Annotated in this window: 13 protein-coding genes and 2 pseudogenes; 5 read left to right on the plus strand and 10 right to left on the minus strand. The window is 59.4% G+C overall.

What is annotated here, in order from left to right:
* Positions 1 to 86: 86 nt before the first annotated feature.
* From betA to betI, 3 genes are all read right to left on the minus strand, one after another.
* Positions 87 to 1,757 (minus strand): choline dehydrogenase, encoded by a 1,671-nt coding sequence (gene betA / locus CPter91_RS18170; protein ID WP_061942640.1) that lies wholly within the window; start codon positions 1,755 to 1,757, stop codon positions 87 to 89.
* 67 nt (positions 1,758 to 1,824) lie between these two features.
* Positions 1,825 to 3,297, minus strand: a complete 1,473-nt coding sequence (gene betB / locus CPter91_RS18175; protein ID WP_061942641.1) for a betaine-aldehyde dehydrogenase — start codon at positions 3,295 to 3,297, stop codon at positions 1,825 to 1,827.
* A gap of 34 nt (positions 3,298 to 3,331) precedes the next feature.
* Entirely contained in the window at positions 3,332 to 3,931 is a 600-nt protein-coding gene (betI, locus tag CPter91_RS18180; protein WP_061942643.1) for a transcriptional regulator BetI, read from the minus strand.
* A gap of 278 nt (positions 3,932 to 4,209) precedes the next feature.
* Here betI and CPter91_RS18185 point away from each other — a divergent pair, with 278 nt between their 5' ends.
* The 3 genes and pseudogenes from CPter91_RS18185 to CPter91_RS18190 all read left to right on the plus strand — a co-directional run bounded on the left by CPter91_RS18185 (position 4,210) and on the right by CPter91_RS18190 (position 6,638).
* Positions 4,210 to 5,799, plus strand: a complete 1,590-nt coding sequence (locus tag CPter91_RS18185; RefSeq protein ID WP_061942644.1) for a BCCT family transporter — start codon at positions 4,210 to 4,212, stop codon at positions 5,797 to 5,799.
* 159 nt (positions 5,800 to 5,958) lie between these two features.
* Positions 5,959 to 6,324: pseudogene (locus CPter91_RS25895) on the plus strand (type II toxin-antitoxin system RelE/ParE family toxin).
* Positions 6,325 to 6,416: 92 nt separating this feature from the next.
* A complete protein-coding gene (locus CPter91_RS18190; RefSeq protein WP_335340105.1) occupies positions 6,417 to 6,638 on the plus strand; it encodes an XRE family transcriptional regulator in 222 nt (73 codons plus the stop codon).
* 88 nt (positions 6,639 to 6,726) lie between these two features.
* Here the strand turns inward: CPter91_RS18190 and CPter91_RS18195 are convergent.
* Together CPter91_RS18195 and CPter91_RS18200 are read right to left on the minus strand one after the other, a co-directional pair.
* A pseudogene (locus CPter91_RS18195) lies at positions 6,727 to 8,024 on the minus strand (solute carrier family 23 protein).
* 221 nt (positions 8,025 to 8,245) lie between these two features.
* Complete coding sequence (locus tag CPter91_RS18200) at positions 8,246 to 8,764, minus strand: DUF1269 domain-containing protein (RefSeq protein WP_082792974.1); 519 nt, start codon at positions 8,762 to 8,764, stop codon at positions 8,246 to 8,248.
* A 151-nt stretch (positions 8,765 to 8,915) separates the two neighbouring features.
* Here CPter91_RS18200 and CPter91_RS18205 point away from each other — a divergent pair, with 151 nt between their 5' ends.
* Entirely contained in the window at positions 8,916 to 9,218 is a 303-nt protein-coding gene (locus CPter91_RS18205) for an antibiotic biosynthesis monooxygenase family protein (RefSeq protein WP_061942648.1), read from the plus strand.
* 228 nt (positions 9,219 to 9,446) lie between these two features.
* Here the strand turns inward: CPter91_RS18205 and CPter91_RS27385 are convergent, their stop codons facing one another.
* Positions 9,447 to 9,620 carry a DUF3563 family protein gene (locus tag CPter91_RS27385; protein ID WP_231880138.1) on the minus strand — a complete coding sequence of 58 codons (174 nt, stop codon included), beginning with the start codon at positions 9,618 to 9,620 and terminating at the stop codon, positions 9,447 to 9,449.
* A gap of 355 nt (positions 9,621 to 9,975) precedes the next feature.
* On the opposite strand from CPter91_RS27385, the gene sbcB reads away from it, so the two are divergent.
* Positions 9,976 to 11,409, plus strand: a complete 1,434-nt coding sequence (gene sbcB / locus CPter91_RS18220) for an exodeoxyribonuclease I (protein WP_061942652.1) — start codon at positions 9,976 to 9,978, stop codon at positions 11,407 to 11,409.
* A gap of 159 nt (positions 11,410 to 11,568) precedes the next feature.
* Here the strand turns inward: sbcB and CPter91_RS18225 are convergent, their stop codons facing one another.
* The 4 genes from CPter91_RS18225 to CPter91_RS18240 form a co-directional block, all read right to left on the minus strand.
* A complete protein-coding gene (locus CPter91_RS18225; protein WP_061942654.1) occupies positions 11,569 to 11,895 on the minus strand; it encodes a DUF3861 domain-containing protein in 327 nt (108 codons plus the stop codon).
* Positions 11,896 to 11,940: 45 nt separating this feature from the next.
* Positions 11,941 to 12,474: a PadR family transcriptional regulator gene (locus CPter91_RS18230; RefSeq protein WP_231879956.1), complete on the minus strand. Its 534-nt coding sequence runs from the start codon at positions 12,472 to 12,474 to the stop codon at positions 11,941 to 11,943.
* A gap of 162 nt (positions 12,475 to 12,636) precedes the next feature.
* A complete protein-coding gene (gene speG / locus CPter91_RS18235) occupies positions 12,637 to 13,173 on the minus strand; it encodes a spermidine N1-acetyltransferase (protein WP_061942657.1) in 537 nt (178 codons plus the stop codon).
* Between the two features lie 45 nt (positions 13,174 to 13,218).
* Positions 13,219 to 15,711 (minus strand): acyl-CoA dehydrogenase, encoded by a 2,493-nt coding sequence (locus tag CPter91_RS18240; RefSeq protein WP_061942659.1) that lies wholly within the window; start codon positions 15,709 to 15,711, stop codon positions 13,219 to 13,221.
* Positions 15,712 to 15,860: the final 149 nt, after the last annotated feature.

Here is a 15,860-nt window from a genome sequence, read left to right on the forward strand (position 1 = left end):
CGTGTTGAGCGCGACGAAAACCAGGTTGCAGTTTTATGGCCTTGCTCCGGCCAAACATCGCGCCGGAAAAAAAACGAGCGTGCCGCTTACTTCCTGGCGGGATTACTGCCAGCGACGTAATACGGTACTTCAACCCGCGGCAAGGGATCGCGGCCACGGATCTGATCGGCGATTTTCTCGGCGATCATGATGGTCGGCGCATTCAGGTTGCCAGTGGTGATCAGCGGCATGATGGAAGCATCCACTACCCGCAGACCGTCCAGGCCATGCACCCGTCCCTGGTTATCCACCACCGCCATCTCGTCGTAGCCCATGGCGTTGGAGCACGAAGGATGGAAAGCGGTTTCCGCATGCTGGCGCACGAAGGCGTCCAGTTCGGCATCGCTCTGCACTTGCACACCCGGAGAAATTTCGCGGCCGGCATAGGCGGACAAAGCTTGCTGAGCAATGATCTCGCGCGTGATGCGGATGCCATTGCGGAATTCCTGCCAGTCCTGCTCGGTCGACATGTAATTGAACAGGATGCTCGGATGCTGGCGCGGATCTTTCGAGCGTAGATGGACACGGCCGCGGCTAGGCGAACGCATCGAACCCATGTGTGCCTGGAAGCTGTGCACCTTGATCGGATTGCTGCCGTTGTAATTGATCGCTACCGGCAGGAAATGATACTGGATGTTCGGCCACTCGAAGCTGTCGTCGCTGCGGATGAAGCCGCCGGCTTCGAACTGGTTGCTGGCGCCGACGCCGGTTCCCATCAGCAGCCACTCGGCGCCGATCTGCGGCTGGTTCCACGGCTTGAGCGCAGGCGCCAGCGATACCGGCTGCTTGCATTCGTACTGCTGATAGATTTCCAGGTGATCTTGCAGGTTGGCGCCGACGCCGGGCAAATCCAGCACCAGTGGAATGTCATGCTGGCGCAGCAGCGCGGCCGGACCGACGCCCGAGCGCTGCAGGATCTGCGGCGAGGCGATCGCACCTGAGCACAGCAACACTTCGCGCCGCGCCTGCGCCGTTTGCGGCTGTTCGTTGTGCAGCCAGGCGACGCCGACGGCGCGTTTGCCGGCGAACAGGATGCGGTCGGTCAAGGCGTGCGTGACGATGGTCAGGTTGGGCCGCGCCCGCGCCTGGTCCAGGTAGCCGCGCGCGGTGCTGGCGCGCCGTCCATTCGGCGTCGTGGTGCGGTCCATCGGGCCGAAGCCTTCCTGCTGATAGCCGTTGAGATCGTCGGTGCGCGGATAACCTGCCTGCACGCCGGCTTCCACCATCGCATGATAAAGGACGTTGTTGCCGCTCTTCGGCGTGGTAACGCTGACCGGACCGTCGCCGCCGTGATAATCGTTGCCGCCGATATCGCGCGTTTCGGCCTTCTTGAAGTAAGGCAGGCAATCCAGGTAAGACCAGTTTTCCAGGCCCTCGCGCTTGGCCCAGTGATCGTAATCGAGCGCATTGCCGCGGATATAGCACATGCCGTTGATCAGCGACGACCCGCCCAGTCCCTTGCCGCGGCCGCACTCCATGCGGCGGCCGTTCATGTGCGGTTCGGGATCGGTTTCATAAGCCCAGTTATAACGCCGCCCTTGCAGCGGAAACGCCAGCGCCGCAGGCATCTGGGTGCGGAAATCGAAGCGGTAATCGGGGCCGCCTGCTTCCAGCAGCAGCACGGTGGTGTCGGCGTCTTCCGTCAGGCGGGTCGCCAGTACATTGCCGGCCGAACCGGCGCCGATGATGATGTAGTCGTATTCTTTTGCTTGTTGCATGATGCTCCTTGCTTGCCGCTGCCGCTTGCGCGGCAGGGTGCGGGTATCGTGATAAGACGCGACGGTTTTAAAATACCGAGCTATAAGCGCCCAGCTCCACCTGGATCGATTTGATGCGGGTGTAGTGTTCCAGCGTGGTCAGGCCGTTTTCGCGGCCGACGCCGGATTGCTTGTAGCCGCCGACCGGCATTTCCGCCGCCGATTCGCCCCAGGTATTGATCCAGCAGATGCCGGCTTCCAGCTGATGGATGACGCGATGCGCGCGGCTCAGGTTTTCTGTCATCAGGCCGGCCGCCAGGCCGTATTCGGTATCGTTGGCGCGGCGGATCACTTCATCTTCTTCTTCGAAGCCGAGGATGCACATGACCGGGCCGAAGATTTCTTCGCGCACGATCTTCATGTCGTCGCGGCAGTCGGTGAACACGGTCGGCTGCACGAACGCGCCCTGGGCAAAGGCGCCGTTGACTTCGCGCTTGCCGCCGGCCAGCAGGCGTGCGCCCTGGGCGACGCCGGATTCGATATAAGACAGCACGCTGTCCATGCGCGCGAAACTGACCAGCGGGCCGAAGTTGGTCTGCATGTCGAGCGGCATGCCGAGGCGGATGCGCGCCACCCGCTCCAGTACCTTGGCTTCAAATGCCTGCTTGATCGTGCTGTGCACGAAGACCCGCGTGCCGTTAGTGCAGACCTGGCCGGCGCTGTAGAAATTGGCCATGACGGCAACGTCGGCGGCGCGCTCCAGGTCGGCATCGGCAAACACGATCAGCGGCGACTTGCCGCCCAGCTCCATGGTCACTTCCTTCAAGGTCGAACCGGAGGCACTCGCCATCACTGTCTTGCCGGTAGCAGTACCGCCGGTGAAAGAGATTTTTTCGATGCCGGCATGCTCTGTCAGCCAGGTGCCGACTTCCCGGCCGCCGCCGGTGAGGACGTTGAAGACACCGTCAGGCAGGCCCGCTTCGGTATAAATTTCAGCCAGCTTGAGCGTGCTCAGCGGCGTCACTTCGCTCGGCTTGAAAATCATGGCATTGCCTGCCGCCAGCGCCGGCGCCGATTTCCACAAGGCGATCTGGATCGGATAATTCCAGGCGCCGATGCCGGCCACCACGCCCAGCGGTTCCCGACGGGTATAGACGAATGAACTTTCGCGCAGCGGGATTTGCGTGCCTTCAATCGACGGCACCAGGCCGGCGTAGTATTCGAGGACGTCGGCGCCGGTAACGATGTCGACTGCGCGTGTTTCCGACAAAGCCTTACCGGTGTCCAGGGTTTCCAGCTCAGCCAGTTCGTCATTGCGCTCACGCAGGATGGCTACCGCACGGCGCAGTATGCGCGAGCGCTGCATCGCGGTTTGCGCGGCCCAGATGCGCTGGCCCTGCTTAGCGCTGGCAACGGCGCGGTCGACGTCTTCCTTGGTGGCGCACTGGACTTCCGCCAGCACTTCGCCGTTGGCGGGATTGACGGTCTGGAAGGTATCGCTGCCGCTGGCGTCGACACGGCGGCCGCCGATATAAAGTTGTTGTTGCTTGAAAACAGGCATGCAAATTCTCCTCAATGGGTTGCTGTCAGATAGGTCAAAGATCAGGCGCGTCTTTTAGGCCGGTATTCTTTGCTAGTTGGTAATCCAGGTATTCGTAAGCCAGCCGGCGAGCCGCATCGGCATCGAAAGCCGTGCCGGCGAGGGAGCCGCGCAGCCATAAGCCATCAATCATGGCGGCCAGTCCGCGCGCGGCCTGGCGTGCTTGCGCCAGCGGCAGTTCACGCAGGAACTGGCAGCACAGGTTGGAACGCAGGCGCTGGTCATTCACATGCTGCAATCTGCGCAGCGATTCCTGGTGCATGCTGGAAGACCAGAACGCCAGCCAGGTTTTCATGACCGGGCCGCTGACCTGGCTGTCGTTGAAATTGGCGTCGACGATGGCGCGCAGGTGGGCTGCGGCGCCGGCTTCGCCTAGTTCGTCGCGGCGGCGCCGGGTATCCGCGCTCAGGTCGTGCAGGATCTGGCGCATGGTAGCTTCCAGCAAACCGCTTTTATCGCCGAAATAGTGGCTGATGATGCCGGTCGACAAGCCCGCCTGCCGGGCGATCAGGGCAATCGTGGCGTCTGCCAGGCCAACCCGGTCGATCACTTCCAGCGTCGCCTGGATCAGCTGCTTGCGGCGCAGCGGCAGCATCTCGTTTCTTTTCCTCAACTCACTCTCCTGTTGCGTTGGCGGAAAGCGGCCCGCCCATCCGCTGCGTGAAATCAGTATAATTTAAATTGATTGGACGTTCAATCAATTTAAGTTTAGGCTCTCGGAAGCAATAAATGTTTTCTTTTTAAAAACAACATCAAGTCAGAACCCGGCAATAGAATCGGAATGAGGTTTATTTAAATGCAACATCAAATACGTGTAGAAATAATGAGACAGTCAAGCCATTCAGCTATCCCAGTGCACTGCGGGCAGATCAAATGAGCGCCTCTGCCGCCATCGCAGCCCAGCCAGCGAACGCGACCAGGCTCAACCGCCCGGTCTTTTTCTCGTCAGCGCTGCTGATCATCGCCTTCACCATCGTCATCATCGCTTTCCCGCAGGCATCCACCGCCTGGCTGTCGAGCGCACAGGTGACCCTGGCCAACAGTTTCGGCTGGTACTACATGCTGGTAGTGGCTGCTTACCTCGGCTTCATCATCTGGCTGGCGATATCGCCTTACGGCAAGATAAAACTGGGGGCAGACGATGAACAACCCGCCTTCAGCTACGGCGCCTGGGCCGGCATGCTGTTCTCTTCCGGGATTGGTATTTCGCTGCTCTACTTCGGCGCTTCGGAACCCCTGACGCACTACCTGTACCCACCGCAAGGCGCAGCCGGCACGCCGGCGGCAGCCAGCCAGGCGATGACATTGACCTTTCTCCATTGGGGACTGCATGGCTGGGCCATCTATGCCCTGATCGCCGTGGCGCTGGGCTACTTCGCCTATCGCCACAAGCAGCCGCTGGCCTTACGCACGGCCTTGTATCCCTTGCTGGGCGAGCGCGTGCACGGCGCAGCCGGCCACGCGGTGGATTGCTTCGGCATCGTGGTGACGGTGCTGGGCCTGGTCAGCAACCTCGGCATCGGTTCGCTGCAGATCAGCGCCGGCCTGGAACATCTGTTCGGACTGCAGAACAGCCATAGCTCACTGCTGGCGGTGATCATCGTGATGACCATCGTCGCCACGCTGGCGGCCATCTCCGGCATCGAGACCGGGATTCGCCGCCTGTCGAACCTGAATGTCGTGCTGTTTGCCAGCCTGCTGCTGTTCGCCTTGTCGATGGGACCGACGCTGCACCTGCTGAACGCGCTGATCCAGAATCTCGGCGACTATGTCAGCAACTTCGTCGGCAAGACTTTCGACCTGTATGCCTACGACCGCCCCAGCGACTGGCTCGGCAAGTGGACCCTGTTCTACTGGGCCTGGTGGATTTCCTGGGCGCCATTTGTCGGCCTGTTCATTGCCCGCATCTCGCGCGGCCGCACCATCCGCGAAGTAGTGACCGGCGTGCTGCTGCTGCCGCTGGCGTTCACGCTGGTATGGCTATCTGTGTTCGGCAACAGCGCGCTGGACCTGCTGATCAATCACGGCGCCACCGAACTGAGCCAGACCGCGCTGCAGCAGCCGGCCATGACCATGTACAAATTGCTGGCGCACTACCCGTTTGGCACGGCCATGTCGGGCGTGGCGATCTTCGTCGGCTTCGTTCTGTTTTTGACGCCGGCCGATTCCGGCGCAGTGATGCTGGCCAATCTGTCGATCCGCGGAACGAGCAATGGCAACGACAGTGAAGGCGACGCGCCGCACTGGCTGCGCATTTTCTGGTCGGCGCTGATCATGGCGGTGACGGTCGGCCTGATGTTCGCGGATAACATCAGCGCTATCCAGACCACCATCGTGCTGGCGTCCCTGCCGTTTTCAGTGGTACTGGTGCTGTACATGGTGTGCCTGCTGAAGAGCCTGCGGAGGGAATTTAAACCCGTGCTTGCTCCCTCAGCTACGGCAAAAATTGCCAGGCAAACCTGAGGTGGAAATCAAGTTTTAAGACTTTCCTGCTGACCTGCTACCTGGATTGCTGATTAGACTGAACGACCCGCTCGCTTACGTGAGTGGGTCGTTTTTTTGGTCCGACAAGAAACATCAAATATTCCATTGATGGAATATGCCTTTTATGGAATATTTGAAATGAAATGGGAAATTGAATACACCGACGAGTTCGGCAGCTGATGGGAACCCCTAACCGAGGATGAGCAGGAATCGGTACATGCCAGTGTTAAGTTGCTGCAACTTCTGGGACCGGATTTGCGCTTTCCTTACACCAGTGGAGTCCACGGCTCCAAGCACTCACACATGCGAGAGCTGCGCACTCAGCATGCGGGTCGCCCCTAGCGCACCTTGTTCGCTTTTGATCCGCGCCGCTGCGCGATCTTGCTGATAGGGGGCGACAAAACCGGCAGCCAGCGCTGGTACGAGGCGCACGTGCCGCTTGCAGATCACCTGTACGACGAACATTTAGCCGCACTACGAAAGGAAGGACCATCAGATGGTTAAGAAATTTTCCGAACTGGAGGCCAATATGTCGCCGGCCTCACGCGCACGCGCAAATGCCAAATTCCACGCTTTGCTCGAGGAAATGCCTTTGCATGAGTTACGGCGCGCGCGGCCTGTCGCAAAAGGCCTTGGCCGAAGTGCTGCATGTCGAACAACCGGCAATTGCTAAACTTGAGCGCCGTGCCGACATGTATATTTCCTCGCTGCGCGCTCATATTGAAGCAATGGGTGGCGAACTCGACATCATCGCCAGGTTTCCCGAGGGTGCGGTAAAAATCCAGAATTTCACCGCCCTGGCATCGGCTGAAATCTAGCGTAAACATATGCGGGGCCGTTCAGTTGCTGACTGAACGGCCCCGCGGGCAATGAAATTCTGATCGCGTGACGATCTCAGAATCCAGCTTAAGCTTTCCTCTGCCGCAGCAGCGCGTGCAAGATGATCGCACCAAAAGTCGCGGTGCCGATGCCCCCAGCGAGAATTGCCCAAGCTTCAGGGTAAAGTCGCCGGCGCCCAGCACCAGGGTCACTGCGGCCACGATCAGGTTGCGGTTGTCGGAAAAATCCACCTTGTTCTCAACCCAGATGCGCGCGCCCGAGACGGCGATCAGGCCGAACACCACGATCGAGACACCGCCCAGCACCGCGCCCGGAATGGTCTGGATCACAGCGCCGAATTTCGGCGAAAAGCCGAGGATGATCGCCAGGCAGGCCGCCACCACGAACACCAGCGTCGAATAGATTTTAGTGACCGCCATCACGCCGATGTTTTCCGCATAGGTGGTGACGCCGGTGCCGCCGACGCTGCCAGAGACGATGGTCGCCAGACCGTCGCCGACAAAGGCGCGACCCATGTATTTGTCCAGGTTCTGGCCGGTCATGGCCGCTACTGCCTTGATATGGCCGAGATTTTCCGCCACCAGGATGATGGCGATCGGCGCCAGCAAAGCCATGGCGTCAGCTTTGAATACCGGCGCCGAGAAATGCGGGATACCGAACCATGCCGCGTTGGCGACAATCGCAAAGTCAATCGGCTTGCCGAGGCCGGCGCCGTTGGTCAGCAACGCATAGATGACATAGGCCAGCATCAGGCCGACCAGAATCAGCAAGCGCTGCAACATGCCGCGCGCGAATACCGCGACGCCGCCGACGCACAGCACCGTGCCCAGGGCCATCCAGGCGTCGAAGTTGTTGCCGCTGACGCCCTTGACCGCGATCGGCGCCAGGTTCAGGCCGATCACCGCCACCACTGCGCCGGTGACTACCGGCGGCATCAGGGTTTCGATCCAGCGCGTGCCGATCGCCATCACCAGCACGCCGATCAGCGCATACAGCACGCCGCAGGCGATGATGCCGCCCAGCGCCACGCCCAGATTGGGATTCAAGCCATGCCCGCCGTAGGCGCTGACGGCGATCACCAGGCCGATGAAGGAGAAACTGGAACCGAGATAGCTCGGTACCCGGCCACCCACCAGCACGAAGAACAGCAAGGTGCCGATGCCCGACATGAAGATCGCCAGGTTGGGATCGAAGCCCATCAGCAGCGGCGCCAGCACGGTCGAACCGAACATCGCCACCACGTGCTGCACGCCCATCGCAAAAGTCTGCGGCCAAGGCAGGCGTTCATCGGCGGCGATGACCTGCCCTTTGCCATCCGCTGTGCTGGCGCGCAAGCGCCAGGTGGGAAAATAAGATCCTGCCATGAATTCCTCCCTGTATGCCGACCAGCCATGTGCCGCGGGCGGGCACATGGCTGGTCGTATGATTGATTTTATTTTTAACCGGAGCTAGTGTACGAAGGCAGCCATAAAATAACAATCGCGTTCAAGGGAAATCGGGCAGAAAGCAGGAATAAATTGACGCAACTGACATAAAAAAGCACCGGCCAGCGGCACGGTGCTTTGGCATCGCCAGTTCAGCGATGTTATGGAAAAACCGGAATATGTTTTTCAACGCCGGCAAAAGAGGCTTCCGGATGGCGTTTTTCAAGCAGTTCCTCGATCTGCGGCACGCGCTTGAACGGCACGTCGACCAGCAGCAGTATCTTGCCTTCTTCGATTCCCGCGTGGAAGGCCTTCAGGCGCGAATTCGGCAAGGCCGCCGCCGCCATGCCCGACATCCAGCTGCCCAGCACCGCGCCGGCGAGCGTCAGCGCCACCAGCGCCAGCCAGTTCAGATGCACCCATTCAGGCGGAAAATATACCAGCCACATGCCCAACAGCAGGCCGATCACGCCGCCGGCCAGCAGGCCGACTTCCGCGCCGTTGGCCAGGTCGGTCTTATGCAGCACATTAGCTTCCGGCATATCGGCCGGCAATTTGCCGTCGGCCGCCCAAAAGTGGATATTTCGTATCCCTACCCGCGCCAGCAACAATTCGTCCAGCATGCTACGTGCGCTGGAAACGTCCGGCAACATGAAATAAAGCCTTTGTCTGCCCAACATGATGCTCTCCTATGGACTGGTTATGCCTTCAGCATAGTCAATCGGCATGGAATCCACAAAGTCTGATTGCCGCCATGCCGTCCGCCGCTACCCGAAAATGGGAAAAATGCGACAATCGCCGTTCAGCCAACCAATCACGATGGAAACCCCCATGATCCTAGAATTAGCCGATATCCGTATCCAGCCGGGCAAGCAACAGGAGTTCGACGCCGCCATCCAACGCGGAGTCGAGCAAATCATCAGCAAGGCCACGGGCTTTGCCGGTTACAAGGTACACAAGGGAATCGAGTCGCCGGAGCGCTATGTGCTGACCATACTCTGGCAAACCCTGGAAAACCACACCGTGGATTTCCGCGAATCGCCGGCATTTACAGACTGGCGCGCGCTGGTAGGACCATTTTTTGCCGTGGCGCCAACCGTCGAGCACTTTACGCTCTTGACAGAGTCACATTAATTGCAGGATGGAAAAGTAAGAAGATGTGCACTGGGCGAGCAGCAGGGCAGCCCGTTCAGACGGCTAATGCCGGCGGGATGCCCGACTGCTACGCAGCGACGATGTACTACGAGATGTTGAAACTACTGATAAAGCTATACGACTCACTGCAAACGACTGCAGCTGACTACCGATTGCCGGCGATTCCGGCAATCACGCCCAAGCTAAACGTCAAACCGTGATGCTATCTTAGAAACCCTTGATCCATGCTGCAGTCTGTGCGCTTTCGCGGTCCAGGCGCTGCATGCGGTATTCCAGGTCGTACAGGTCGACGGCTTCTGCCAGGTAGGCTTCCTTGCGTGCAGCTTCCGAACGCTCGTAGGCGGTACCGAGGCGCTTGAAGAATGCGGCGACCTTGCTCAGCGAGCTGACGCTTTGCACAGCAGGTGCTGCTGGACGGCTCACGACAGCAGGACGAGCCGCTGGAGCTGGACGGGCAATACTAGAATTGTTGCTGATTGTCATTGTAGACATGATGAATTCCTCTTTCGTTTTGCGTTCACCGCAAGCCAATTGTTGCGTCGCACAATCAGAATAGCGTTTCCCCATCAATTATCCAATTTCGATTGCCAATAGCAGTTATCAGTTTTGTGAATTTAAGGGGCTAAATGCGGTTTTACAGCGCATTCTAGGATTTGTCTTAATGTGTTGTAAAACTGCTATACAGGCACGGAAAGATGCCTGTAAACTGCAGCACCTTCCTTACAGCCTAGCTCTGATGTCTAACCACACCTTCCTCTGGCACGACTACGAAACCTTCGGCGTGCAGCCGCGCCGTGACCGCCCGGCCCAGTTTGCGGCGATCCGCACCGATTCCGAGTTGAACGAGATCGGCGAACCAATCATGCTATATTGCCAACCGGCTAATGATTTCCTGCCGGATCCGCAGTCTTGCCTGATTACCGGCATCACGCCCCAGCATTGCCTGCAGCACGGCATGCCGGAATATCAGTTCGCCGCCCAGATTGAAAAAGCGTTTTCCGAACCCGGCACCATCGGCGTCGGCTACAACACCATCCGCTTCGATGATGAAGTCACGCGCTTCCTGTTCTGGCGCAACCTGATCGATCCCTATGCGCGCGAGTGGCAGAACCAGTGCGGCCGCTGGGATATCCTGGATGTGGTGCGCACTGCGTACGCGCTGCGCCCGGACGGCATCCAGTGGCCCATTAATGACGAAGGACGGCCCAGCTTCCGCCTCGAACTGCTGACCAAGGCCAATGGCCTTAGTCACGAAGCCGCGCATGATGCACTGTCCGACGTGCGGGCGACGATTGCCCTGGCGCGCCTGATCCGCCAACACCAGCCCAAGCTATTCGACTTCTGCCTGGCGCTGCACAAGAAAGACCGCGCCGGCGCTGAAATCGGCCTGCCGACGCCGCGCCCCTTCCTGCATATTTCCGGCATGTTCCCGGCCGAGCACGGCTGCCTGGCAGTCATGTGGCCGCTCGGCGTGCATCCGACCAACAAGAATGAAATACTGGCCTGGGACCTGGCCTACGATCCGAGCGAACTGTTTGCACTCGACGCCGACACCGTCCGCACCCGCCTGTTCAGCAAATCGGCCGACCTGCCCGAAGGCGTGACCCGGCTGCCCCTGAAATCGGTGCACCTGAACAAATCGCCGATGGTGATCAACAAGCTGCAAACGCTGTCGGCCGACATGGCGGCACAATGGGGCATCGATATTCCGCAGGCCTTGAAACATGCGGAAATCGCGGCGCAGGCGCCCGATCTGAGCGGCTTGTGGCGTCAGGTGTTCCAGCGTCCGGACGAAGGCGCAAGCGATGTCGACGAAGACTTGTACGGCGGTTTTGTCGGCAACAACGACAGGCGCAAGCTGAACGATTTGCGCGCCATGACGCCACAAAAACTGGCAGCCGCGCATATCAGTTTTGATGACCAGCGGCTGGAAGAATTGACTTTCCGTTACCGCGCCCGCAATTTCCCGGATACCCTGAACCCGGAAGAGCAGGAACGCTGGGAAGAACACCGCGCGGCGCGCCTGTTCGACGGCGAAGGCAAGGCGCGCACGGTCGACATGCTGTTTGAAGAGATCGACAATTTGTCGGAGACAGCCGACGAGCGCGGCGAAGAAATCCTCGGAACGCTATACGAATATGCCGAGATGATTGCGCCGGCGCGCGGATAGCAGCACTGCCGGCAGTGCTCCACGGAGCGCAACGAAAATGATGCACAACAAAGCGGGGCCAGGATAATTTTCGGCTGTTCAGACGAAAACTATCCTGGCCCCGCTGGTTTATACATTGCCCGGACGGCGTCCCGCCGGGGCAATCCCTACAAGTTAATTCTAAGTTTCAGACGCCGGCGCCGTTTCCGGCTCCACAGCTTGTGGCCGCGCTTTCAATTTCTGGATGAAATCGCGCATCGGCTGATGGATCTCAGCGAACAGCGGATCGCTGCGGTTTTTCAGCATGACTTCGGTAAACAGTTTCAGGCCCAGCGCCAGCGAAGCGGCGGTATCGGCGTCAAACTGCCCCCTGCCGCGCACCTTGTCGACAATCGCGAACAGATCGTCATGGTTGCCGGTTTCAAAATGGATTGCTGCATTGGTCGGCTCGCCTTGCTTTGGCGTCGTCAAGTGCTCCAGGGTGATACGGTAGCGGTGTTCACGCATGGTGACTCCTTCTTTCCAGACAGTTCTTACAAGCGTCGGATGCTCTCAGACGCGTTCGATCTTCACCGCGGCCAAGTCGATGGCATCAACGATGGCGTGGATCTGCTCCTGCGTGAGTTCGCCCTTTTCCAACCGGGTGTGTATCGCCATCCTGAAGTTCACCATGGCGCGCTTCAATTCCGGCGCAGAACTGCCCGATGCGCGTTGCGCGGCTTCCAGCCGTTGCAGCGCCAGGTTCAAGGCTTCGCTGTTGGCCGCCAGGAAGGCCGCGCCCTCTGGCGTCAGGCGATACAGTTTCTTGCCGCCGGCTTCCGCTTCGATCGCCGCATAGCCCAGCTCTTCCAGCAAGGTAAGGGTGGGATAAATCACACCCGGGCTCGGGCTGTAATCGCCGCCGACCAGTTCTTCGATCGCCTTGATGACTTCGTAACCGTGACGTGGCTTTTCCTGCAACAGATTGAGTATTACCAGCCGCAGGCTGCCTTGCTCAAACATGCGGCCGCCACGGCCGCCTTCACGCCGGCCGCCGCGCTCAAACAAGCCGCCGCCCCGATGTTGCCTTTCATGACCTTGATGCATACGGCTGTGGTCGCAGCCTCTTCGATGACCAAACATGGTTCTTCCTTATCTCATTGAACGAGATAATAAGATATATCTTAGAAATTACTAAGTCAATGTTAAGTTATGTTTTATTTGCCGATACAGGCAGGTCCAGCCCGACCAATCCGCTCGAAAACAACATTAACGCGGGCGTTTGGCCAAATATTCCGGCTGGAACATGCACATGCGAATCGCGTCGCGATACACGCCATTGATGAAAAATTCGCTTTTCAGCTCGCTTTCCAGCGCAAAGCCGCACTTCTGGTAAATATGGATCGCCTTGTGGTTTTCCTTGTCGACATAGAGATACAGCTTGTACAGATTGAGCACGCAAAACGCGTACTCGATCGCCAGCCGGGTGGCCCGTTCGGCATAGCCCCGGCCCTGGGCGCTCGGCGCCACGATGATCTGGAATTCGGCGCGGCGGTGGATATGGGTGATCTCGACCAGTTCGACCAATCCCACCATCTCGCCGTTATCGCTTTCGAGGATAAAACGGCGCTCGCTCTGGTCGTGTACGTGCTGGTCATACAGTTGCGTCAGCTCGACATAGGCTTCGTAGGGTTCTTCGAACCAGTAGCGCATGATGTGGCTGTTATTGTCGAGCTGATGCACGAAGTGCAGGTCGTTGCGCTCCAGCGGGCGCAGTTTAAGGCCCGGTTGCACGAGGGTAGTCATAAAACGTCTTTCTTTTTTGTTGCAAATATCGTCGCTATTAAAGGTTCAAGGCTGGTGCTGGCTGCGGGCCTGCACCGATTCGAGCCGGTTGAAGTCCTGCGGGAAATCGTCGACCTGCACGCTGATATCTCCGTAACGGGCGAAATCCTGGAGTACCTGCATCTCTTCTTGCGTGATCGCACCGCTCGCCGCTGCCGCCGTGGCCCAGCCATGCAACGCGATCAGGCTTTGCGGCATCGGCGCCAGGGTGCCGGCCTTGAGAGCGGGCTTGAGCCGCGCTTCGATCGCATTCACTTGCGGTATCAGCTGGAAAGCCAGTTCGCCAAAAGCTTGCGGTGACTGTTCGGCGCTCGGCATATGGATGTCGCCGACCAGGCGGTCGCGGCTGGCGCCATTGGTTTGCATGGCTTTCGCCACGGCGCTGTCGAGCGCATCCGAAGGCTTGTGGTAAGGCCGGCCGAAAGGAAACGTAATAACCCGCAACAAGACTGCCAGCAGCCGGTTCGGGAAATTGTCGAGTACGCCAAGATAGGCCTCCTGCGCCTGATGCAAGGCATCCTGTATCGCCCAATGCACATAGGGCAAGTCTTCTTGCGGACGGCCATCGTCTTCATAGCGCTTGAGCACGCTGGAGACCAGATAGAGCTGCGACAGGATGTCGCCCAGGCGTCCGGATATCCGCTCGCGGAATTTCAGTGAACCGCCAAAGACGAACATCGACTGGTCGCTCAACAGGGCGAACGCCGCCGACATGCGGTTGACGGCACGATAGAAATGGCGCAGCTCGGCCGGCGCCGCGCTTGGCGCCGCAGGAAAACTGCCGCCCGACAGGCCTGCCACCAGGGTCCGTGAAAAATTGGCGAAGACAAAACTGATATGGCCGAAAAATGCCTCGTCGAAATCGGCCAGCGCCTTCTGCTGGTCCGCCTCGCCCGCTGCCGCCATTTCCTTCAGCACATAGGGATGGCAGCGAATCGCGCCCTGGCCGAAGATGATCAGGCAGCGCGTCAGGATATTCGCACCTTCGACTGTGATAGCGATCGGCATCTGCTGGTAGCTGCGCGCCAGGAAATTGTTCGGCCCCATGCAGATGCCCTTGCCGCCCAAGACATCCATGCCGGCATTGACCAGGATGCGGCCGCGTTCGGTCACATGGTATTTCGAGATCGCCGAAATCACCGATGGCTTCTCGCCGGCATCCACCGCCAGCGCCGATAGTCGCCGCACGGCATCCATCAGGTACAGGTTGCCGCCCATGCGCGCCAGCATTTCATGGATCCCTTCAAACTTGCCGATCGGGATGCGGAACTGATGGCGCATTGCTGCATAAGCGCTGGTGCCGCGCACTGCCAGCTTGGAAAAGCCGACGGTCGAGGATGGCAAGGAAATGGCGCGGCCGGCGGCCAGGCACTCCATCAGCATGCGCCAGCCCTTGCCGATCTGTTCGCGGCCGCCGATCACCCAGTCCAGCGGGATGAACACATCCTGGCCGGAGGTCGGGCCGTTCTGGAACACCGCATTCAGCGGCCAATGACGGCGGCCGGTAACCACGCCGGGATGATTGGTCGGAATCAAGGCGCAGGTAATGCCAAGGTCCGTCTCGGCCTGGCTATCGCCGGCGCTCAGCAAGCGATCCGGATCCTGCACCCGGAATGCCAGCCCCAGCACGGTCGCGACCGGACCCAAGGTGATATAGCGTTTGTCCCAGGTGAGACGAAAGCCCAGCATGTCCTGGCCATCGTACTGTCCCATGCAAACCACGCCGACGTCTGGTATCGCCGCCGCATCGGAACCGGCGTAGGGACTGGTCAGCGCGAAACACGGGATTTCCTCGCCGGCGGCAAGGCGCGGCAGAAAGTAATCCTTTTGAGCTTCAGTACCGTAGTGCAGCAACAGTTCGGCTGGACCGAGCGAATTCGGCACCATCACCGAAATCGCCGCCGCCGAGCAATGCGACGACAGTTTCATGATCACCTGCGAATGCATATAGGCGGAAAACTCTTTGCCGCCATACTGCTTCGGAATGATCATGCCGAGGAAACCCTTGTCCTTGACGAACTGCCAGGCCTGCGGCGACAGGTCCTGCCAGATTTCAGTACTCTCCCAGTCGGTGACCAGACCACACAGCTGTTCGACTTCATGATCAAGAAAATCCTGCTCCTCCGCCGTCAGCTTGGGCGGCGCCAGTTGCAGCAGCTTGTCCCACGCCGGCTTGCCGGAAAACAGTTCTGCATCCCACCAGGTGGTGCCGGCTTCGATGGCGTCGCGTTCAGTCTGCGACATGCGCGGCAGGATGCGCTGAAACATCTGCAGTATCGGCCCGCTCAGCAGGCGATAGCGCAGCGGCTTGAGTGCCACGATCAGGGCCGGAACCACCAGCAGCAGCAACAGCAATATCGCCGCCAGCGCGCCGATGCCCGCCAGCCAGAAGCCGCCGGCTATCCACAGCAATATGGCGCCTAGCCAAACCCAGGCGCCGACACGCAGCTGCATCAATGCCAAAGCGCCGATAAGCAACGCTGCAATCCAATAGAACATGCTTGCTCCCAATTTGACGGTTGTCCTTGCGACGCATCTAGCGCATGACCGCCGCCAGCCGGAACGCGCTCAAGAAGACAGGACGTCACTGAATATAGGTGGGCATGTCAGGCAAATGCATTGCCTGGAAAACCATGGCCCAGTTAAGG

The organism is Collimonas pratensis, assembly GCF_001584185.1.
GTDB classification, from domain to species: Bacteria; Pseudomonadota; Gammaproteobacteria; order Burkholderiales; family Burkholderiaceae_D; genus Collimonas; species Collimonas pratensis.